At 73.6% G+C, this 19,248-nt stretch carries 20 protein-coding genes and 1 tRNA gene; 4 read left to right on the top strand and 17 right to left on the bottom strand.

The annotated features are described in order from the left end of the window. Nucleotides 1-20: 20 nt before the first annotated feature. The 5 genes from atpE to AC1RSJ_RS15410 form a co-directional block, all read right to left on the bottom strand. Nucleotides 21-242: an ATP synthase F0 subunit C gene (gene atpE / locus AC1RSJ_RS15430; RefSeq protein WP_493119331.1), complete on the bottom strand. Its 222-nt coding sequence runs from the start codon at nucleotides 240-242 to the stop codon at nucleotides 21-23. Nucleotides 243-288: 46 nt separating this feature from the next. Beyond that, entirely contained in the window at nucleotides 289-1,119 is an 831-nt protein-coding gene (gene atpB / locus AC1RSJ_RS15425) for a F0F1 ATP synthase subunit A (RefSeq protein ID WP_493119357.1), read from the bottom strand. 85 nt (nucleotides 1,120-1,204) lie between these two features. Next, the gene (locus AC1RSJ_RS15420) at nucleotides 1,205-1,672 is read right to left on the bottom strand and encodes a Cg1360 family ATP-synthase-associated protein (protein ID WP_493119329.1); all 468 of its coding nucleotides are present in this window, start codon (nucleotides 1,670-1,672) and stop codon (nucleotides 1,205-1,207) included. Beyond that, complete coding sequence (locus AC1RSJ_RS15415; protein WP_493119328.1) at nucleotides 1,669-2,997, bottom strand: MraY family glycosyltransferase; 1,329 nt, start codon at nucleotides 2,995-2,997, stop codon at nucleotides 1,669-1,671. The genes AC1RSJ_RS15420 and AC1RSJ_RS15415 overlap by 4 nt, the downstream gene beginning before the upstream one ends. Next, nucleotides 2,988-3,668 carry an L-threonylcarbamoyladenylate synthase gene (locus AC1RSJ_RS15410; RefSeq protein ID WP_493119327.1) on the bottom strand — a complete coding sequence of 227 codons (681 nt, stop codon included), beginning with the start codon at nucleotides 3,666-3,668 and terminating at the stop codon, nucleotides 2,988-2,990. Before AC1RSJ_RS15410 ends, AC1RSJ_RS15415 begins: the two co-directional genes overlap by 10 nt. A 44-nt stretch (nucleotides 3,669-3,712) precedes the next feature. Here AC1RSJ_RS15410 and AC1RSJ_RS15405 point away from each other — a divergent pair, with 44 nt between their 5' ends. Beyond that, a complete protein-coding gene (locus tag AC1RSJ_RS15405) occupies nucleotides 3,713-4,339 on the top strand; it encodes an HAD family hydrolase (protein ID WP_493119325.1) in 627 nt (208 codons plus the stop codon). A gap of 31 nt (nucleotides 4,340-4,370) precedes the next feature. Here the strand turns inward: AC1RSJ_RS15405 and prmC are convergent, their stop codons facing one another. The 11 genes from prmC to AC1RSJ_RS15350 form a co-directional block, all read right to left on the bottom strand. Continuing rightward, nucleotides 4,371-5,270: a peptide chain release factor N(5)-glutamine methyltransferase gene (prmC, locus tag AC1RSJ_RS15400; RefSeq protein WP_493119324.1), complete on the bottom strand. Its 900-nt coding sequence runs from the start codon at nucleotides 5,268-5,270 to the stop codon at nucleotides 4,371-4,373. Further along, the gene (prfA, locus tag AC1RSJ_RS15395; RefSeq protein ID WP_493119323.1) at nucleotides 5,267-6,343 is read right to left on the bottom strand and encodes a peptide chain release factor 1; all 1,077 of its coding nucleotides are present in this window, start codon (nucleotides 6,341-6,343) and stop codon (nucleotides 5,267-5,269) included. Before prfA ends, prmC begins: the two co-directional genes overlap by 4 nt. A gap of 2 nt (nucleotides 6,344-6,345) precedes the next feature. Then, on the bottom strand, nucleotides 6,346-8,385 hold the full coding sequence (gene rho / locus AC1RSJ_RS15390) for a transcription termination factor Rho (protein WP_493119322.1): 2,040 nt from the start codon (nucleotides 8,383-8,385) through the stop codon (nucleotides 6,346-6,348). A gap of 141 nt (nucleotides 8,386-8,526) precedes the next feature. After that, nucleotides 8,527-9,465: a homoserine kinase gene (gene thrB, locus AC1RSJ_RS15385; protein WP_493119321.1), complete on the bottom strand. Its 939-nt coding sequence runs from the start codon at nucleotides 9,463-9,465 to the stop codon at nucleotides 8,527-8,529. Then, nucleotides 9,462-10,556: a threonine synthase gene (gene thrC, locus AC1RSJ_RS15380; protein ID WP_493119320.1), complete on the bottom strand. Its 1,095-nt coding sequence runs from the start codon at nucleotides 10,554-10,556 to the stop codon at nucleotides 9,462-9,464. Before thrC ends, thrB begins: the two co-directional genes overlap by 4 nt. Before the next feature lie 3 nt (nucleotides 10,557-10,559). After that, on the bottom strand, nucleotides 10,560-11,876 hold the full coding sequence (locus AC1RSJ_RS15375) for a homoserine dehydrogenase (protein ID WP_493119319.1): 1,317 nt from the start codon (nucleotides 11,874-11,876) through the stop codon (nucleotides 10,560-10,562). Next, the gene (gene lysA, locus AC1RSJ_RS15370; protein ID WP_493119318.1) at nucleotides 11,873-13,279 is read right to left on the bottom strand and encodes a diaminopimelate decarboxylase; all 1,407 of its coding nucleotides are present in this window, start codon (nucleotides 13,277-13,279) and stop codon (nucleotides 11,873-11,875) included. The genes AC1RSJ_RS15375 and lysA overlap by 4 nt, the downstream gene beginning before the upstream one ends. A 92-nt stretch (nucleotides 13,280-13,371) precedes the next feature. After that, nucleotides 13,372-14,157 carry an LmeA family phospholipid-binding protein gene (locus AC1RSJ_RS15365; RefSeq protein ID WP_493119317.1) on the bottom strand — a complete coding sequence of 262 codons (786 nt, stop codon included), beginning with the start codon at nucleotides 14,155-14,157 and terminating at the stop codon, nucleotides 13,372-13,374. Continuing rightward, a complete protein-coding gene (locus AC1RSJ_RS15360) occupies nucleotides 14,154-15,812 on the bottom strand; it encodes an arginine--tRNA ligase (RefSeq protein WP_493119316.1) in 1,659 nt (552 codons plus the stop codon). Before AC1RSJ_RS15360 ends, AC1RSJ_RS15365 begins: the two co-directional genes overlap by 4 nt. An 86-nt stretch (nucleotides 15,813-15,898) precedes the next feature. Further along, nucleotides 15,899-16,729, bottom strand: coding sequence for a transglutaminase-like domain-containing protein (locus AC1RSJ_RS15355; RefSeq protein ID WP_493119315.1), 831 nt, complete (start codon nucleotides 16,727-16,729; stop codon nucleotides 15,899-15,901). Continuing rightward, nucleotides 16,720-17,388, bottom strand: a complete 669-nt coding sequence (locus AC1RSJ_RS15350; RefSeq protein WP_493119314.1) for a pyridoxine/pyridoxamine 5'-phosphate oxidase — start codon at nucleotides 17,386-17,388, stop codon at nucleotides 16,720-16,722. Before AC1RSJ_RS15350 ends, AC1RSJ_RS15355 begins: the two co-directional genes overlap by 10 nt. Nucleotides 17,389-17,481: 93 nt before the next feature. Between AC1RSJ_RS15350 and AC1RSJ_RS15345 the strand changes: the two genes are divergently transcribed. Beyond that, nucleotides 17,482-17,554 (top strand) — tRNA-Arg (locus AC1RSJ_RS15345). Between the two features lie 135 nt (nucleotides 17,555-17,689). Here AC1RSJ_RS15345 and AC1RSJ_RS15340 read toward each other — a convergent pair. After that, nucleotides 17,690-17,947: a hypothetical protein gene (locus AC1RSJ_RS15340; RefSeq protein WP_493119313.1), complete on the bottom strand. Its 258-nt coding sequence runs from the start codon at nucleotides 17,945-17,947 to the stop codon at nucleotides 17,690-17,692. A 550-nt stretch (nucleotides 17,948-18,497) separates the two neighbouring features. On the opposite strand from AC1RSJ_RS15340, the gene AC1RSJ_RS15335 reads away from it, so the two are divergent. Next, nucleotides 18,498-19,067, top strand: coding sequence for a sigma-70 family RNA polymerase sigma factor (locus AC1RSJ_RS15335; RefSeq protein WP_493119312.1), 570 nt, complete (start codon nucleotides 18,498-18,500; stop codon nucleotides 19,065-19,067). Next, on the top strand, nucleotides 19,051-19,248 hold a 198-nt coding region (locus tag AC1RSJ_RS15330; protein ID WP_493119311.1), incomplete at its 3' end, for a hypothetical protein. The genes AC1RSJ_RS15335 and AC1RSJ_RS15330, both read left to right, overlap by 17 nt.

The raw sequence follows: 19,248 nt of genomic DNA, 5'->3' as shown, positions 1-19,248 counted from the left end.
CGGTGAGAGGGGCTGCGGGTTTACGGCGCGGTGAAGGGGATGAAGCCCACCGCGATGGCGATGAACGCCAGGGCCTCGGTGAACGCGATGCCGAGGAACATCAGGCCGGTGAGGCGGCCCTGCAGCTCGGGCTGACGCGCAACGGACTCGATCGTCTTGCCGACGACCATGCCGACGCCGATGGCCGAGCCGATCGAGGCCAGGCCGAAGGCCAGCGGGGCGAGAAATCCGACGATATTCACGGGGTTTCCTTTCGAGGGTGGTTCGGTCCCGACACGAGGTCGAGTGTCAGTGCTCGTCCGCCAGCGCGAGCTGGATGTACACGGCGGCGAGGAAGGTGAAGACGTAGGCCTGCAGGGCGGCGACCAGGATCTCGAACACCGTGAAGGCGATGCCGAACGCGAGCGAGCCGACGCCGAGCAGTCCGAGGAAGTTGCCGTCCGCCAGGACGGTGAAGAAGAAGAACTGGGTGGCCGAGAAGCAGAGCACCAGCAGCATGTGGCCGGCGACCATGTTCATCAGGAGTCGGAGGGTCAGCGTGACCGGACGCAGGATGAACGTCGAGATGAGCTCGATCGGCGTGACGATGATGTAGAGCGGCCACGGCACGCCCGACGGGAACAGCGAGGCCTTGAAGAAGCCGGCCGGGTGCTTGCGCACGCCCGCGTAGATGAACAGCACGTAGGCGACGAGCGCCAGCACGAGCGGGAGGCCGATCACGCTGTTGCCCGAGATGTTCAGCAGCGGCACGATGCCGGTGATGTTCATGCCGATCACGGTGAAGAAGATCGCCATGAGGACCGGCATGAAGCGCTTGCCGTCCTTCTCGCCGAGCGTGTCGATGACGATGTTCTTGCGGACGAAGCCGAGCAGGAACTCCGTGATGACCTGGCCGCGGCCGGGGATCAGCTTGAAGCGGCTCGTCGAGATGCCGAGCCAGACGAGCAGCAGGACGACGACGAGCAGTCGGATCGCCATGATGCGGTTCAGCTCGAACGGCGTGTTCGCGAACAGCAGCGCCTCGGGGAAGAACTCCTCGAGGGAGGGGCCGTGGAAGCCGCCCTCCCCCGACGATTCGTCGGCGAAGGGAAGGAACGAGGTGAGGGCGGTAGCTAGCAGGGCTCTCTCCAGAATCGGGCGCGGCGACGCGCGGCGATCGAAGGGGGGAAGGTCTTGGTACGAGCCTATCAGGGCTCCGGCGTGCTCAACTACGCGCTGTAGAAGAACCCCGCTCCCGGTCGCCGTCGTCGCCGGGCAGGGTCACATCGACGTACGGGGTGCGCGTGCGCTGGTACGCGACCACGTCGAGCACGAGCGAGCCGAGCACCGCCACGATCACCGTGATGAAGAACACCCACGGATCGAGCCAGGTCTGGCTGCGCAGCCAGATCACGACGCCGAGGAAGATCAGCAGCTTGAGGAACCAGACCCCGAGCACCACGCCGAAGAAGACCGGGCTGCCCGGATCGCCGGCGGTGGCGCGGGCCGCGACGATGATGCTCAGCGCGGTCAGGCCGAGGAACACGGCCGCGAGGGCGGCACCGAGCAGCGCCGCGGCCAGCCCGCGGCCGCCGGCGACGGCGAAGCCGATCCCGCCGCCGATCACCGCGACGGCGAGGGCGAAGGCGCCCCCGTAGCGCAGGGAGCGGACGAGGAGGGGCACGGCGGTCATCGGGGCTCCTGACGGCGGGGCAGGTCGAGCGCGCCGGTCGCGACGCGCTCCTGCAGGGCGGCGGCATCCGCCACCGGGGCGGACTCGGGGTCGGCGTCCGCGTCGGCGGCCGCGTCGAGGCGGTCGTAGCGGACGAGTCCGCTCTCCTCCACCGCGGCCGTGTCGAACGCCTGCGCGGCGACCTCCGCCGCCTTGCGGTGGGTCAGCGGCGCGAGCGTGACGATCGCGCAGATGAGGAAGCCGACGATGAGGCCGATGAGGGCCCACCACCAGTCGATGAACAGGAACGACAGCACGCCGATGGAGGCGACGGCCGTCCAGGCGTAGAAGATCAGCGCCGCCGTCATCGGCGAGTGGCCCATGTCGAGCAGGCGGTGGTGCAGGTGCTTGCGATCCGCGCTGAACGGCGACTTGCCGGCGCCGAGGCGTCGGAACGCGGCCAGCGCGAAGTCGAGCAGCGGCACGAGCAGCACCGTGAACGGCAGCAGGATGGGGATGAAGGCGGGGAGCGTCCCCGATCCGCCGAGGATGTTCGTGACGCCGGTGCCCTGGGTGTTGACGATCGTGCCCGGGTCGAGTGAGCCCGTGACGGAGATCGTCGAGGTGGCCATGAGCAGGCCGACGAGCAGCGCGCCCGAGTCGCCCATGAACAGCCGCGCGGGCCGCCAGTTCAGCGGGAAGAAGCCGATGCAGGCGCCGATGACGACGGCCGCGAGGAACGAGCCGAGGTTGAAGTAGTCCGTCTGCGCGCCGGGCCCGGTGGAGATCAGGTAGCTGTAGACGAAGAACACGCCGTTCGAGATGATCGCGACCCCGGCGACGAGGCCGTCGAGCCCGTCGATGAAGTTCAGCGCGTTCATCACGAGCACGATCACGAAGACCGTGAGCCCGAGCGAGTAGAACGACGACGTGATGAGCAGGCCGCCCGGGATGGGCAGGCTCGCGAGCTGCGTGCCGGTCCAGGCCAGCAGGCCGGCGGCGATCGCCTGGCCGGCGAGCTTCGTGTACCAGTCCAGATCGATGAGGTCGTCCGCGACGCCCATGATCACGATGAGGAGGGCCGCGCCGAGCACGCCCCAGATCTTGATCGGCTCCGCGAACAGCACCGAGAACACCGGCAGCTTCGACGCGATCGCGAAGGCCGCGAGCACGCCGAGGAACATCGCGATGCCGCCGAGCCGCGGCGTCGGGCGGGTGTGCACGTCGCGCTCGCGGATCTTCGGGTACAGCCGGAACTTCATGCTGAGCTTCCAGATCAGCAGCGAGAACACGAACGTCACCGCGGCGGCCGAGGCGACGACGAGGACGTAGAAGACTATGCGCACCTGTCGGCCCCCACGACGCGGATGATCTCCTCGTCGGGGATGACGCCGTGCCGCAGGATGCGGAGCTTCCCCTCGGGGTGCTCGAGCGCGACCGCGTCGACGATCGTCGACCCCGTGCCCGCCTCCGCTCCCGCGTAGGACTCGCCGGCGGGACCGGCGTCGAGGTACACCGCGACGCGGTCGCCGAGCATCTCCTCGGCCTCCGCGGCCGTCATGGCGGCCGTGCGGCCGGTCAGGTTCGCGCTGGACACGGCGAGCGGCCCGGTGTCGGCCAGCAGCTCGAGCGCGACCGGGTGCTCCGGCATCCGGAGCCCGACGGTGCCGCGGGTCTCCCCCAGGTCCCAGTCGAGCGTCGGCCGCGCGCGGAGCACGACGGTCAGGCCGCCGGGCCAGAACTCGGCGACGAGGTCGCGCACGAGATCGGGCACGGTCTCGGCCAGCGCGTCGAGCTGCTCGATGCCGGGCACGAGCACGGGGGGCGGTGCGTCGCGGCCGCGGCCCTTCGCGTCGAGCAGGCGCTGCACGGCGGTCGTCGAGAACGCGTCGGCGGCGATGCCGTAGACGGTGTCGGTGGGCAGCACCACCAGCTCCCCGCGCGCGATCGCCTGCCGCGCCAGCCGCGTGCCGGTGAGCAGCTGCGCCGGATCGGAGCAGTCGTAGAGGGGAGCCATCGCCGTCCGATCCTAGACGCCGCCGCCTGGCAGACTGGTACGTCGTGCCCCTGCTCTTCGTATTCGACATGGACGACGTGCTCTACGACTACGACTGGCGGGTGCGGATGACCGGCCTCGCCCGGCTCACGGGTCTCGACGTCGGCGAGCTGCGGCGCCGCTGGTGGACGGCCGCGGGCGGCGAGGGCAGCGCCGAGGCCGGCGCGTTCCGCACGGGCGAGGAGTACCTCGCGGCCGTGACCGAGGCGGTGGGCACCGAGGTCGACGTCGACACCTGGATGCGCCTCCGCCGCGAGGCGATGACCCCGCGCCCGGCGGTGCTCGACACGGTGCGGCGCGCCGGCGAGCTGGGGCGCACGAGCCTGCTGACGAACAACGGCATCCTCGTGCACGAGCGGCTGGCCGAGCTCGCGCCCGAGCTCGTGGACCTGTTCGCGCCCGAGGACCTCCGGGCGAGCGCCTACTACGGCGCGCGGAAGCCCGACCCGGCCGTGTTCCGGGCGCTGCTGGCGGCGTACGGCGCCGACCCGCGCGAGGTGTTCTTCGCCGACGACCTCGTCGAGAACGTCGAGGGCGCGCGATCGGTGGGCATCACGGCGCATCTGTACCGCGACCCGGCCGGGCTGCGGGAGGCCGTCGAGGCCTTCGCCGCGGAGCGCGCGGCGGCCTGAGCCGGACCGGTGCTCGGCCGGTGCACGCCCGCTAGCGGGTCGCGGAGGTGGTGCGGTCGCGTCCGGTGAGGTCGCGCATCGTGGCCGGCGCCCGCCAGCCGTCCGCGGCGAGCAGCTCGCGGATCGCGGCGCCCTGCTGCTCGGCGTGCTCGAGCACGAGCGTGCCGCCCGGCCGCAGCAGCGCCAGCGCGCGCCGCGAGAGGGCCCGCACGACGTCGAGGCCGTCCGGGCCGCCGTAGAGCGCCGCGGCGGGGTCGTGCAGCCGCACCTCGGGATCGCGCGGGATCGCGTCGTCCGGGATGTACGGCGGGTTCGACACGACGACGTCCACTCCCCCGTCGAGCTCCGGCAGGGCCGTCGCGAGATCGTCGAAGACGAGGCGGAGGTTCGCGGCGCCGATCCGGTCGGCGTTCTGACGGGCCCAGATGAAGGCCTGCGGCGAGTTCTCGACGGCGTGGACGCGTGCGTGCGGCACCTCCACGGCGAGCGACAGCGCGATGGCGCCGCTGCCCGTGCCGAGGTCGATCGCGACCGGCTCGGCCGACGGCACGGCGAGCAGCGCGTCGATCGCGATCTGGGCGACGCCCTCCGTCTCCGGCCGCGGCACGAACACGCCCGGTCCGACGGCGAGTTCCAGCCCGCGGAACGCGGCGGCGCCGGTGATGTGCTGCAGCGGCTCGCGCGCCGCGCGGCGCTCGACGGCCTCGATCACCGCGAAGGACTGCTCCGGGTCGACGGCCGCGCCGATGAGCGCCTTCGCCTGCACCTGGCCGCGGCTGAGGCCGAGCACGTGGCCGACCAGCAGCTCGGCGTCGACCTCGGGGCTCGGCACGCGCGCGCCCTGCAGCACCGCGACGGCGTGGTCGCGCAGGGCCGCGACCGTGCGCGGCAGGCCGGAGGTGCGGGCGGGCGCGTCGGTCTGCACGGTCACCCGGCCCCGATCTCCGCGAGCCGCGCCTCCTCGTCCGCCTGGATGAGCGAATCGAGCACGGGCTGGATGGCGCCGTTCAGCACCTGGTCGAGGTTGTAGGCCTTGTAGCCGGTGCGGTGGTCGGCGATCCGGTTCTCCGGGAAGTTGTAGGTGCGGATGCGCTCCGACCGGTCCATGCCGCGGATCTGCGAGCGGCGCTGGTCGGAGGCCGCGGCGGCGAGCTCCTCCTGCTGCTTCGCGAGCAGGCGGGCGCGGAGCACGCGCATGCCGGCCTCGCGGTTCTGGATCTGCGACTTCTCGTTCTGCATCGACACGACGATGCCCGTCGGCAGGTGCGTGATCCGCACCGCCGAGTCCGTCGTGTTCACGCTCTGACCGCCGGGGCCCGACGAGCGGAAGACGTCGATCCGGAGGTCGTTCTGGTCGATCGTGACCTCCTCGGGCTCGTCGACCTCGGGGAAGACGAGCACGCCGGTGGTGGAGGTGTGGATGCGGCCCTGCGACTCGGTCGCCGGCACGCGCTGCACGCGGTGCACGCCGCCCTCGTACTTCAGGCTCGCCCAGACGCCCTCGGCCGGGTCGGACGCGCTCGACTTGATCGCGACCTGCACGTCCTTGTAGCCGCCGAGGTCCGACTCGGTGCGCTCGAGCAGCTCGGTCTTCCAGCCGCGCGACTCCGCGTAGTGCACGTACATCCGCAGCAGGTCCGCCGCGAACAGCGCCGACTCCTCGCCGCCCTCGCCGCCCTTGATCTCCATGATCACGTCGCGGCCGTCGTCCGGATCGCGCGGGATCAGCAGCCGGCGCAGGCGCTCCTCGGACTGCCGCTCGCCCTCCTCGAGTTGCGGCACCTCCTCGGCGAACGCCGCGTCCTCCACGGCGAGCTCGCGCGCCGCCGCCAGGTCGTCGACCGCCTGCGTCCACCCCGAGTGCGCCGCGACGATGCGCGACAGCTCGGCGTAGCGCCGGTTCAGCTTGCGGGCCAGCGGCGGATCGGCGTGGACGGCGGGGTCGGCGAGCCGCTCCTGGAGCTGCTCATGCTCCTCCAGGAGCCGCCCGACGGAGTCGAACACGGTCAGTGCGAGGCGGCCGCGTGCGTCGAGCCGCCCGCGCCCTGGCCGCTGCCGTTCGGCAGCGACTTCTGGATCTGCACGAGGAACTCGGTGTTGGAGCCGGTCTCCTTGAGCTTCGAGAGCACGCCCTCCAGCTGCTGCTGCAGCTCGAGGCCGGCCAGCGCGCGGCGCAGGCGCCAGGTGATGGCGACCTCGTCGGCGCTGAGCAGCTCCTCCTCGCGGCGGGTGGACGAGGCGTAGATGTCGACCGCCGGGAAGATGCGCTTGTCGGCGAGCTGGCGCGAGAGGCGCAGCTCCATGTTGCCGGTGCCCTTGAACTCCTCGAAGATGACCTCCTCCATCTTCGACCCGGTCTCGACGAGCGCCGTGGCGAGGATGGTCAGCGAGCCGCCGCCCTCGATGTTGCGCGCGGCGCCGAAGAAGCGCTTCGTCGGGTAGAGCGCCGCGGCGTCGACGCCGCCGGAGAGCACGCGGCCCGACGGCGGCTGCGCGAGGTTGTAGGCGCGCCCGAGGCGGGTGATCGAGTCGACGAGCACGACGACGTCGTTGCCGAGCTCGACGAGGCGCTTGGCGCGCTCGATGGCGAGCTCCGCGACCGTGGTGTGGTCCTCGGCCGGGCGGTCGAACGTCGACGCGATCACCTCGCCGCGCACGGAGCGCTGCATGTCGGTGACCTCCTCGGGACGCTCGTCCACGAGCACGACCATGATGTGCACCTCGGGGTTGTTGGCCGAGATGGCGGCGGCGATGGCCTGGAGGATCAGCGTCTTGCCGGCCTTCGGGGGCGCGACGATGAGGCCGCGCTGGCCCTTGCCGATCGGCGCGACGAGGTCGATGATCCGCGTGGAGAGCTGCTCCGGCGTGGTCTCGAGGCGCAGGCGCTCGTTCGGGTAGATCGGGGTGAGGTCGCCGAACTCGGTGCGCTCGCCGAGCTCCTCGAGCGGGATGCCGTTGACGGAGTCGACCTTGACGATCGCGTTGTACTTCTGGCGGCCGCCCTGGTTGTCGCCGTCACGCGGCTGGCGGATGGCGCCGACGACCGCGTCGCCCTTGCGCAGGTTGTACTTCTTGACCTGGCCGAGCGAGACGTAGACGTCGTTCGGGCCCGGCAGGTAGCCGGTGGTGCGCACGAACGCGTAGTTGTCGAGCACGTCGAGGATGCCCGCGATCGGGATCAGCACGTCGTCGTCGCTGATCTCCGGCTCGTCCGAGTCGCCCTGGGCACCGCGGCCGCGCTTGCGGTCGCGGTAGCGGCTGCGGCTGGAGCGGCCGTCGCCGTCCTGGTCCGCCTGGCCCTGCTGGCCGTTCTGGCGGCCCTGCTGGCCGTTCTGGCGGCCCTCGTCGTCGGACTCGGCCTCCTGCGCGCGGTCGGCCTGCGCCTGCTGGCCGTTCGAGGCCTGCGCGGCCTGGTTCTGGCGGCCGCCCTGGTTCTGCTGGCCGGAGCCCTGCTGGCCCTCGTCCTGACCGCCCTTGCCGCGGTTGCGGTTGCGGTTGCGGCGGCGGCCGGAGCGCGAGCCCTCGGACGGCTGGTCGCCGTCGGCGTCGTCCTGGTCGGACGAGGACGCGTCGGCCTGGTCGGCGACGGGCGCCTCGGTCTGCTCGGCGGCGGGAGCCTCGGCGGCGGGCGCCTCGGCGGCCGGCGCGGCGTCGCCGTCGGCGGCGTTGAGGTGCTCGGCGGCCGGGCGGCTGGCCAGGTCCTCGGTGGTCGCGGTCGCACGGCGCGAGCGACGCGAGGGGCGGGTCGCGGCCGGAGCCTCGACGGGCTGCTCGGCCGGGGCCTCGGCGGGTGCGACGTCCTCGGGCGCGGCGTCCTCGGCCGGGGCGGCCTCGGCGGTGGTGTCGGACAGGGGCTCGATCAGCGCGGGCGCGGCGTCGTCGCCGGCCAGTGCGATCACCAGCTCGCCCTTGCGGAGGCGAGAGGAGCCGGAGATGCCGCGCTCGGCGGCCAGCGCCTTCAGCTCGGCGAGGCTCAGCTTGGCGAGATCGGCCGCGGTCGGATTCGAATCGGTCACGGTTCGGGGATTCCTTTCGACCCGGGGCATCAGACTTCCCGGGGGTGAGACGCGCGCGGTGTTCGCGGAGGGAGAGGCACGGACGTGCTCGAGTACTTCTGCGATGGCGAGCGCCGGGTGAATGTCCGGGACGGAGGGGTTGTCAACTGGATCCCTGGGGATCGTCCGCTGTCAGACCGCTGCCCCGTCCGGGTGCGCGACCACTGTAGCACCCCGGAAGTCGACGGCCAGCATGAGCGTGCGCCAGGGCGTGGTGGCGCTGCGCTCGATGATCTCGGCCGCCCGCAGCCGCTGCGCGGGGTCGCTGCCGAGCACGAGGAGCGACGGACCGGCGCCGGAGACGACGGCCGCCAGCCCCTCGACGCGGAGGACGCGCAGCAGCGCGTCGCTCTCCGGCATGGCCGAGGCGCGGTAGCTCTGGTGCAGCTTGTCCTCGGTCGCGGCGAGCAGCAGCTCCGGGCTCTGGATCAGCGCGGCGATGAGCAGCGCCGACCGCGACACGTTGAAGATCGCGTCCTCGTGCGGCACCGAGACGGGCTGCAGGCTGCGCGCGAGGGTCGTGGAGAGCGTGCTGCCCTCCGGCACGGCGACGAGCGGCGAGACGCCGCGGTGCACGTTGAGCTTCTTGGCCTGCGGGCCCTCCGGCGTCGACCAGGCGATGGTGAGCCCGCCGAACAGGGCCGGCGCGACGTTGTCGGGATGCCCCTCGAGCTCCGTCGCGAGCCGCAGCAGGTCGTCGGCACCGAGGTCGACGTCGCCCTCGAGCAGGCCCTTCGCCGCCATGACGCCGGCGACGATCGCCGCGCCGGACGAGCCGAGGCCCGAGCCGTGCGGGATGGCGTTGCGCGCGACGAGGTCGATGCCGGGCAGCTCCCGGCCGACCGACTCGAAGGCGTGGCGCATGGCGCGCACGACCAGGTGGCTCTCGTCGAGCGGCACCTCCCCCGCCCCGACGCCCTCGACGCGGATGCGGAGCCCGCCGTCGGCGCGCACCGCCACGTCCAGCTCGTCGTAGAGCGAGAGGGCGAGGCCCAGCGTGTCGAATCCCGGTCCGAGGTTCGCCGTGGTCGCGGGGACCTTCACCGCGACGGCGCGCCCCGCGGGGATCATGCCGGGCTCGCGGGCGCGGCGGCGCTGAGTCCCAGCACCTCCGCCACGGCCGGCACGTCGACCGGCACGACCTTCGGCGTGACCTCGCCGCCGTCCGCGGCGCGCAGGGCCCACTGCGGGTCCTTGAGGCCGTGGCCGGTGACCGTCAGCACGACCGTCGAGCCCGCGGGCACGGCGCCGGCGGCGCTGCGCTCGAGCAGGCCCGCCACGCTGATCGCGCTGGCCGGCTCGACGAAGATGCCGACCTCGGAGGAGAGGATGCGGTGCGCCTCGAGGATCTTCTCGTCGCTGATCGCGCCGAAGTACCCGTCGCTGTGCTCGCGCGCCGCGAGGGCGAGCTCCCACGAGGCAGGGTTGCCGATGCGGATGGCCGTGGCGATCGTGTCGGGGTCGCGCACGATCTCGCCGCGCACGATCGGCGCCGAGCCCTCGGCCTGGAAGCCGAACATGCGCGGGATGCGCGTCGTGACGCCGCGCTCGGCCTCCTCGCGGTAGCCGCGGTGGTAGGCCGTGTAGTTGCCGGCGTTGCCGACCGGGATGAAGTGCAGGTCGGGCGCGTCGCCGAGCACCTCGACGACCTCGAAGGCCGCGGTCTTCTGACCCTCGATGCGGTCGTTGTTCACCGAGTTGACGAGGTGCACCGGGTAGCTCGCCGCGAGCTCGCGCGCGATGTCGAGGCAGTCGTCGAAGTTGCCCTGCACCTGGATGAGCTCGCCGCCGTGGGCGATCGCCTGCGCGAGCTTGCCCATCGCGATGCGCCCCTCGGGCACGAGCACCGCCGCGGTGATGCCCGCGTGCGCCGCGTAGGCCGCGGCCGAGGCGGAGGTGTTGCCGGTCGAGGCGCAGATGATCGCCTTCGCGCCGCGCTCGACGGCCTTCGTGACGGCCATCGTCATCCCGCGGTCCTTGAAGGAGCCGGTCGGGTTCATGCCCTCGAACTTGACGAAGACGCGCGCGCCCGTGCGCCGGTCGAGCGCCGGCGCCGGGAGCAGCGGCGTGCCGCCCTCGCCGAGCGTGACGACGGGCGTCGCGTCGGTCACATCGAGCCGGTCGGCGTACTCGCGGATCACTCCGCGCCACTGGTGGGCCATGCCTCATACCCCTTCGACACGCAGCACGCTGGTCACGGCCGCGACGACATCGCTGGACCCGAGGGCGGCGACGGTGGCGGCCAGCGCGGCCTCCGTGGCCTCGTGGGTCCCGATCACCAGGGTAGCGGTGGCGGGAGCGCCCTCGGCGCCGCCCGCGGCCGACTGCTGGACCGTCTCGACGGAGACGCCGTGGTCGCTGAGGACGCCGGCGACGGCCGCCAGCACGCCCGGCTGGTCGACGACCTGCAGCGTGATCTGGAAGCGGGTCGTGATGGTCGCGATCGGCAGCACCGGCAGGCCGGCGTTCGTCGACTCGGCGACGCCGGGGCCCCCGACGACGTGGCGGCGCGCGGCCGAGACGACGTCGCCCATGACAGCCGACGCGGTCTGCACGCCGCCGGCGCCCGCACCGTAGAACATGAGCGGTCCGGCGGCCTCGGCCTCGACGAACACGGCGTTGTTCACGCCGTGCACGGCGGCGAGCGGATGGCCGGCCGGCACGAGCGCGGGATGCACGCGGGCGCCGACGCCCTCGACGCCGTCCGGCGCGGTGTAGCGCTCGCACACGGCGAGGAGCTTCAGCACGTAGCCGTTCTCGTGGGCCTGGGCCACCTGCTCGTGCGTGATCGAGCTGATGCCCTCGCGGTGCACCGACTCGAGCGGCACCGTGGTGTGGAACGCGAGGCTCGCGAGGATCGCGGCCTTCTGCGCGGCGTCGTGGCCCTCCACGTCGGCGGTGGGGTCGGCCTCCGCGTAGCCGAGTCGCTGGGCCTCGGCCAGGGCGACCTCGAGGCTGTCGCCGCCGCGGTCCATCCGGTCGAGGATGTAGTTGGTGGTGCCGTTGACGATGCCGAGGATGCGCTCGACCCGGTCGCCGGCGAGGCTGTCGCGCAGCGGGCGGATGATCGGGATCGCGCCCGCCACCGCCGCCTCGTAGTAGAGCTGCGCGCCGACCTGCTCGGCCGTCTCGAACAGCTCCGGGCCGTGCGTGGCGAGCAGCGCCTTGTTCGCGGTGACCACGTCCGCGCCGGAGTTCATCGCGAGCAGGAGCAGCGAGCGGGCCGGCTCGATGCCGCCCATGAGCTCGACGACGATGTCGGCGCCGACGATGAGCGCCTCGGCGTCGGTCGTGAGCAGCTCGCGCGGCAGGTCGACGTCGCGCGGCGCGTCGAGATCGCGCACGGCGATGCCGACGAGCTCGAGCCGGGCGCCGATGCGCCCGGCCAGCTCGTCCTGGTGCTCCAGCAGCATCCTCGCCACCTGGGACCCCACGGAGCCGGCGCCCAGCAGGGCGACGCGGAGGTTGCGGTATTCGATCATCGGGCCACTCCCAGATCCCTCGACAGCAGGTCGTCCTCGGTCTCGCGGCGGATCAGCACGCGCGCCTCGCCGTCGCGCACGGCGACGACGGCGGGGCGGCCGAGGTGGTTGTAGTTGGACGCCAGCGACCAGCAGTACGCGCCGGTCGCTGGCACGGCGAGCAGGTCGCCCGGGGCGACGTCGCCGGGCAGGTAGTCCGCCTGCACGACGATGTCGCCGGATTCGCAGTGCTTGCCCGCGATCCGCACGAGTGCCGCGTCGGCGCCGGATGCGCGGGACGCGAGCCGCACCGAGTAGTCGGCGCCGTAGAGCGCGGGGCGGGCGTTGTCGCTCATGCCGCCGTCGACGCTGATGTAGCGGCGCACGGCCGGCGCCGCGTCGCCCTCGCCGTCGCTGACGAGCACGTCCTTGACCGTGCCGACCTCGTACAGCGTCACGCCGGCCGGTCCGATGATCGCGCGACCGGGCTCGATCGCCACGTCGGGCACCGGGATGCCGAGCTCCGCGCACGACGCGGCGACGGCCTCCGCCAGCGCGCCGGCGATGCGCTCGATCGGGTCGACGCGGTCCGCGGAGGTGTAGGCGATGCCGAACCCGCCGCCGAGGTTGAGCTCCGGCACGGGGCCGCCCTCGAGCAGCCGCGCGTGCAGGGCCAGCAGCCGGCGGGCGGCCTCGCCGAAGCCGGACGACTCGAAGATCTGCGAGCCGATGTGCGAGTGCAGCCCGAGGAACGACAGCGAGCCGCGGGCGCGGAGGCACGCGACGGCGTCGGCGGCGTCCGCGATCGGGATGCCGAACTTCTGGTCCTCGCGCGCGGTCGCGAGGTACTCGTGGGTCGAGGCGTGCACGCCGGAGTTGATGCGGAGCCGGACCGGCTGCACCCGCCCGTGCCGCTCCGCGGCGTCGGCGACCCGGTCGAGCTCGGTCAGGCTGTCGAGCACGATCGCGCCGACGCCGGCCGCGACGGCGCGGTCGATCTCGCCGAGGCTCTTGTTGTTGCCGTGGAACCCGATCCGCGCCGGGTCCGCGCCGCCGGCCAGGGCGACCGCGAGCTCGCCGCCCGTGCAGACGTCGATGCGGAGTCCGGCGGCGGTCATCCATCGCACCACGTCGGCGCTGAGGAACGCCTTGCCGGCGTAGTAGACGTGCACGGCCGACCCGAGGGCGCCGAACGCGGCCCCGAACGCGTCGCGGATCCGCTCGGCCCTGGCGATCGCGTCCGCCTCGTCGACGACGTAGAGCGGCGTGCCGTAGCGCCCGGCGAGCTCGGCGACCGGGATGCCGGCGAGCGAGACCGCGCCGTCCGCGCCGCGCACGGCGCCCGACGGCCAGACGGCGGCGTCGAGCTCCCCGGCGTCGTCCGGATGGACGAGCCAGCCGGGAGCGAGCGGGTTGGAGGTCACCGGGGGCACCTTCTCTGATCTCAGGAGCTGACCCGGGTCGGGCCTTCGAGCCGGATCCCACAGTACCGGTCCGGCGCGGCGCGCCCGGCCGCTCAGGTGCAGGCGCCGCGGCGGTCGGAGCCGAGCACGACGCGGTCGCCGGAGGCGGTGAGCCGCACTTCGGAGCCGGTGACGGCGACGCGCTGGAGGTCGATGCCGGCGGGCAGCTTCTCGTTGACGCAGACCGACAGGTCGTCGGGGATGAGCTTGCCGATCGCGGAGAACGGGCCGGACTTCAGCTGCGCGATGTCGATGGACGCGCCGGACACCGTCGCCGTGGTCGGCGTGAACACGAGGCGTCCGCCGGAGACGGACGGCGCGAAGACCACCTGGACCGGGATCGAGATGCCGAGCACCGAGGCGGAGCCCGACACGGTGAGCCCGCCCTTCCCGAACGCGACGTCGTCGATCGGGAGGTCGGTGATCTGCGTCGCGAGCTTCTCGGCCTCCGCCTCGGTGATCGAGATGGTGCCGTCCACGTGGCTCACCGCGTCGCCCGTCGACAGCGGCACGCCCTCGGCGTCGAGGCGGAGGCTGCCGCGGATGCCGGAGAACTCGACGTCGTCGGTGCTCGCGGACACCCGGTCGAGCCGGCCGGCGATCGCCTGCAGCAGCACGCTGCCCGAGCCGAGGTCGACGTCGACCGCGTCCGGGTCGTCCACCTCGAGGGCGGACGCGAGCGCGACCTGCGCCGTGCGGGTGCCGACCGAGCGGGCGATCGCCTCGCCGGCCGCCGCGAGCCCGGCGAGCAGCAGCACGAGCACGGTCAGCACGACGACGGGCGCGACCCAGCGCCGGCGCCGGCGGGGCGGCGGCGTCACGGCGTCGGCGGCGGTCACATGCGCTCCGGGGCGCTCACGCCGAGGAGGCCGAGCCCGGTGCGCAGCACCTGGCCGGTCGCGTCGTTGAGCCACAGGCGCGTGCGGTTCGCGTCGGTGACCTCCTCGTCGCCGAACGGCGTGACGCGGCGGGCGTCGTACCAGCGGTGGTACTCCCCCGCCAGCGCCTCGAGGTAGCGGGCGACGCGGTGCGGCTCGCGCAGCTCGGCGGACTGGGCGACGATGCGCGGGAACTCCGCCAGCGCGCCGAGCAGCGCGCTCTCGGTCTCGTGGTCGAGCTCCGCGGCGTCGAACACCGAGCGGTCGACGCCGGTCGCCGCCGCGTTGCGCGCCACGGCCGCGGTGCGCGCGTGGGCGTACTGCACGTAGAACACCGGGTTGTCGTTCGTGCGCTTCTGCAGGATCTCGGGGTCGACGGCGAGCGGCGAGTCGGCGGGCGAGCGCTCGAGCGCGTAGCGCAGGGCGTCGGTGCCGAGCCAGCGCTGCAGGTCGTCGAGCTCGATGATGTTGCCGGCGCGCTTCGAGAGGCGCGCGCCGTTGATGCTGACGATCTGGCCGATCAGCACCTCGATGTCGCGGTCCGGATCGTCGCCCGCCGCGCCCGCCAGCGCCTTGAGGCGGTGCACGTAGCCGTGGTGGTCGGCGCCGAGCAGGTAGATCTTGTGGCCGAAGCCGCGGTCGGACTTGCTCAGGTAGTACGCCGCGTCGGCCGCGAAGTAGGTGTACACGCCGTTGCCGCGGCGGATGACGCGGTCCTTGTCGTCGCCGAAGTCGGTGGTGCGCACCCAGACCGCGTCGTCCGCGTCGTAGACGTGCCCCTGGGCGCGGAGGCGGTCGACCGCGTCGTCCACGGCGCTGCGGCCGGTCTCGGGGTCGACGGCGTGCAGCTCGCGCTCGCTGAACCAGACGTCGAAGTGCACGTTGAAGCGCTCGAGGGAGGCGCGGATGTCGGCGAGCTGGAACGTGTAGGCGAGGTCGCGCACGCGGGCGGCGGCCTCGTCGCGCGGCACGTCGACGATGCCGGGCTCGACCTCGAGCACGCGGGCGCCGAGGTCGGTGATGTACGGGCCGGAGTAGCCGCCCTCCGGGGCGTCGTGCCCGAGGATCGCGGCGAGCACCGAGTAGCCGAACTTGTCCATCTGGGCGCCGGCGTCGTTGATGTAGTACTCGCTGACCATCGTCGCGCCGGATGCGCGGAGCACCCGCGCCAGCGCGTCGCCGAGCGCGGCCCAGCGGGTGTGCGCCAGGTGCAGCGGCCCGGTCGGGTTCGCGGACACGAACTCGAGGTTGATGGTCTGGCCCGCCAGCGCGTCGTTCTCGCCGTAGGCGTCGCCCGCCTCGACGATCGTGCGGGCGAGCTCGCCGGCGGCCGCCGCGTCGAGGCGGATGTTGAGGAAGCCGGGTCCGGCGATCTCGACGGAGGCGACCCCGGGGATCGCCTCGATGCCGGGCGCGATCGCCTCGGCGAGCTCGCGCGGCGGCACGCCGAGCGGCTTCGCCAGCTTGAGCGCGGCGTTCGTCGCCCAGTCGCCGTGGTCGCGGTTGCGCGGGCGCTCGAGGGTGACCGCGTCGTCCGCGACCGCGCCGCCGCCGCGTCGCGCCGACTCCTCGCGGGCGACGGCGAGGACGGCTGCGGCGAGGTCGGCGGGATTCACCCGCCCATCCTAGGCGGGCGCGCCAGGACGTCCCGCCGGGCCGGAGGGCCGTCCCGACGCCGCGGCGAGGCCGCCCGGCGACCCGGTCAGCGGAGCTCGACGACCGCCGCCGGATCCTCGCCGGGGAGCGGATCCGCGGCGGCCGACACCCGCAGTCCGGTGAGCCGGATGTCGGTGCCCGTCGTGGTGAGGAAGGCCGTGTCCGCGGTGTCGCGCCCGGTCGCGATGCGCACCATCGACGCCCGCGGCGCGAGGCGGGTGGCGTCGAGCAGCACCCACCGCCCGTCGACCAGCGCCTCGACGACGGCGTGGAAGTCCATCGGCGCGAGGCCCGGCGCGTAGACGCCGACCACCCGGGCGGGCAGGTCGAGCGCGCGCAGCAGCCCGGCCGTGAGATGGGCGAAGTCGCGGCAGACGCCGCGCCGTGAGGCGAGCACCGCCTCCGCGCCGCCCGTCGACACGGTCGAGCCGACGACGTACTCCGTCCGGTCGTGCACCCATGCCGTCACGGCCGAGGCCAGCTCGCCGCCGCGCAGCCCGCCGAACTCCCGCCGCGCGATCGGCACCAGCGCGTCGGCCTCGGCGTAGCGGCTCGGACGGATGCCGCGGACGGCATCGATCGGATCCACTCCGGCGGGCGCCGCGTGCCCGAGCACGACGGCGTCGTAGGCGATCTCGACGTCGCCGGCGCCGGTGGCGAAGGTCTGCAGGCGTCCGCCGACGGCATCCGCCAGCTCGGCGTGCGGCAGCGGCCGTCCGTCGAGGGTGAGCTCGAGCCGCTCGCGCTCGAGCACCTGCCCGCCCGCGACCGCCACGGCGAGGGCGTACTCCGTCGGGCCGTCGGCGCGGAGCGAGATCCGCGCCGAGACGGTGCGGCGCAGCCCGTCCGCGTCCGGGTCGGCTCCGGTCAGCTCCACAGCTCCTCCCGGTGCCAGCCGTCCGCCGTCCGGGTCCAGCTCACGCGCCGCGGCGCGCCCTCGGGTTCCGCGACCCAGATCTCGATGCGCTCCGGGCGGAGCCGGTAGGCGACCCAGTCCTCGGCCACGGCGTCAGGATCCGCGTCGAGACGGCGGTCGGCCTCCGCCAGCCTGCGCTCGGCGTCGACGCGCGGCGCCGACGGCTCCCCCGCCAGCAGCTCGCGGCGCGCGACGCGGCTCCGGTCGAGGAAGTCCGCGGCCGAGACCGCCGCCGACGGCGCATCGACCGCGCCCGCGAAGCGCACCTGCCTGCCGGTCTCGCGCCAGTACAGCGTCAGGGCGGCCCGCGGGTTCGCGGCGAGGTCGCGGCCCTTCGCGCTGCGATCGGAGGTGGAGAACCACACCCCGTCGGCGTCGAGGTCCTTCACGATGAGCATCCGGACCGACGGCTCGCCCTCCGGCGATGCCGTGGCCAGCGCCGCGACATGCGGCTGGTCGACGCCGCGCGCGATCGCGTCCTCGAGCCATGCGGCCGCAAGGTCCATCGGATCCTCGGGGAGGTCGCCGGCTCCCGGCACGTCGCGGCCGAGCACCGGGAGGGCGCGGAGGCGGCGTCGGCGGTCGGGATCGGAGGCGGGGGTCGGCGCGGCGTCGTCCATACCGCGACCCTAGACGCGGCCGCGGGGCGCACGGCCCGCACGGGGGCGGCGCGGCCGGCGCCCGGCCCCGATGCGTTAGGCTCGGGACCGCAAGCCCCTGTAGCTCAGTGGATAGAGCGCTTCCCTCCGGAGGAAGAAGTCGAAGGTTCGAATCCTTTCGGGGGCACTTCCAGTCCCTGCTCGCGGTGCGCTCCGACGGCATCCACCCGGCGGCCCGAGACGCCGCCGCCCGCATCCGCTCGGCGCCCGAGACGACGATGCCCGGCGATCCGAGGGATCGCCGGGCATCGTGCTGGGCCGCTCACACCTGTCGCCAGGAGATGAGGGCCGCGTCGCGGGACTGCGCCCGCTCGTAGTGCTCGCGCTGCTCGCGGGCGAGCCGCACGAGACGGTGCTCCACCGGGGTGGCGCGGCGCTCGCGCACCGGACGCCGGCCCCAGGTGATCAGCGCCAGGCCCGCGTGCAGGGCGAGGCGGTCGAGGAATCCGACCCGGCGCACGGCGACAGCCGGCACCGTGTGGGGCGGATGGTCGGTGGTGACCGACAGCAGGGTGTTCATCAGGGTGTCCTTCCGGGACGGCTCCGGGCGCGACGATCGGCCGCGTCCGGCGGTGACGTCGCCGAGGGTCACGGCGACGGGGACGGTCCACGGGCGGGACCGGGAGGGCGGAGGATCCGGAACGGGTCGGCGGCCGGCGAGCCGATCGGGCGCCGGGAGGGCGCCGATCAGCGGGCGGGTCGGAGACCTGTCGTCCGGACCGGGGCGGCGGCCGCAGCGCGGCCGGCGTCGCCTAGCGCGTCGGGAGGACGGCGGCGAGGAGGCCCGGCTGCGAACCGCGCGCCCCGGCGGTGGCGAGAGCTGCGCTCTGCGTCATCGGGATGCTGGTCTTCGTGATCATTCGGTGCCTCCTCTCCTGCTGCTGGTGGCCGGCGCGGAACGTCGGCCGGGATCCGCTCGGAAGCGGGCACATGACCTTACCGAGGCGGCGGATCCGCCCGCAAGGGTTCCATACGACCGCATCGGATCCGCGTCGGGATCCGGCGATCCCCCAACCTTCCGGGTGGGCCGTTCGTCGACACTGGTGAAGGCCGGCAGAAGGAGAAGCCCGATGGGCAGGACCCCCGCACCGTGGGAGCTCGTGGTCGCCGAGCTCGTCGCCGCGCGCGGCGAGGCGCTCGTGCGGTACGCCACCATGCTCTGCGGCGATCGCGAGACCGGCGCCGACCTCGTGCAGGACGCCCTCGTGAAGACCTTCGGACGGCTGCGCAACGGGTTCGCGGTCTCGAGCGCGGAGGCCTACGTGCGGCGCGCGATCCTCACCACCTACCTCGATCTCGGGCGGCGGCGCACCCGCTGGCGCGGCATCGCGCCGCTCGAGTACCGGCCCGACGAGACGCCGTCGCGCACCGGCGACGTCGATCTCGGCATCGACCTGCACGACGAGCTGCGCAAGCTCTCGCCGCGCGAGCGCGCCTGCCTGCTGCTGCGGTACTACGACGACCTCAAGGTCGACGACGTGGCCGCCGCGCTCGGCATCAGCTCCGGCGCCGTGAAGCGCTACCTCAGCGACGGGCTGGCCAAGATGGCCATCGCCCTCGCCGACGACGGCACCGTGCACGATCGGCTGCACGGCGCCGCACCCGACTCGAGAGGAGCCCGCCGTGGCGACCGGATCTGACCTGCGGCACCTGGTGCGCGACGACGGTGCGCGCGGGAACGGCGGGCTCGACGCCGACGCCATCCTTCGCGCCGCCCGCCGCCGCCGGCTGCCCCGCCGGCTCGCCGCGGGCGGCGCGGCGGTGCTCGCCGTCGCCGCGATCGCGGTGCCGGCCTCCTTCCTGGTCCGCACCGCGCTGCCG

It is taken from the genome of Schumannella sp. GW821-FHT10F01 (assembly GCF_058809295.1).
This window is presented reverse-complemented; position numbering and strand designations above follow the sequence as displayed.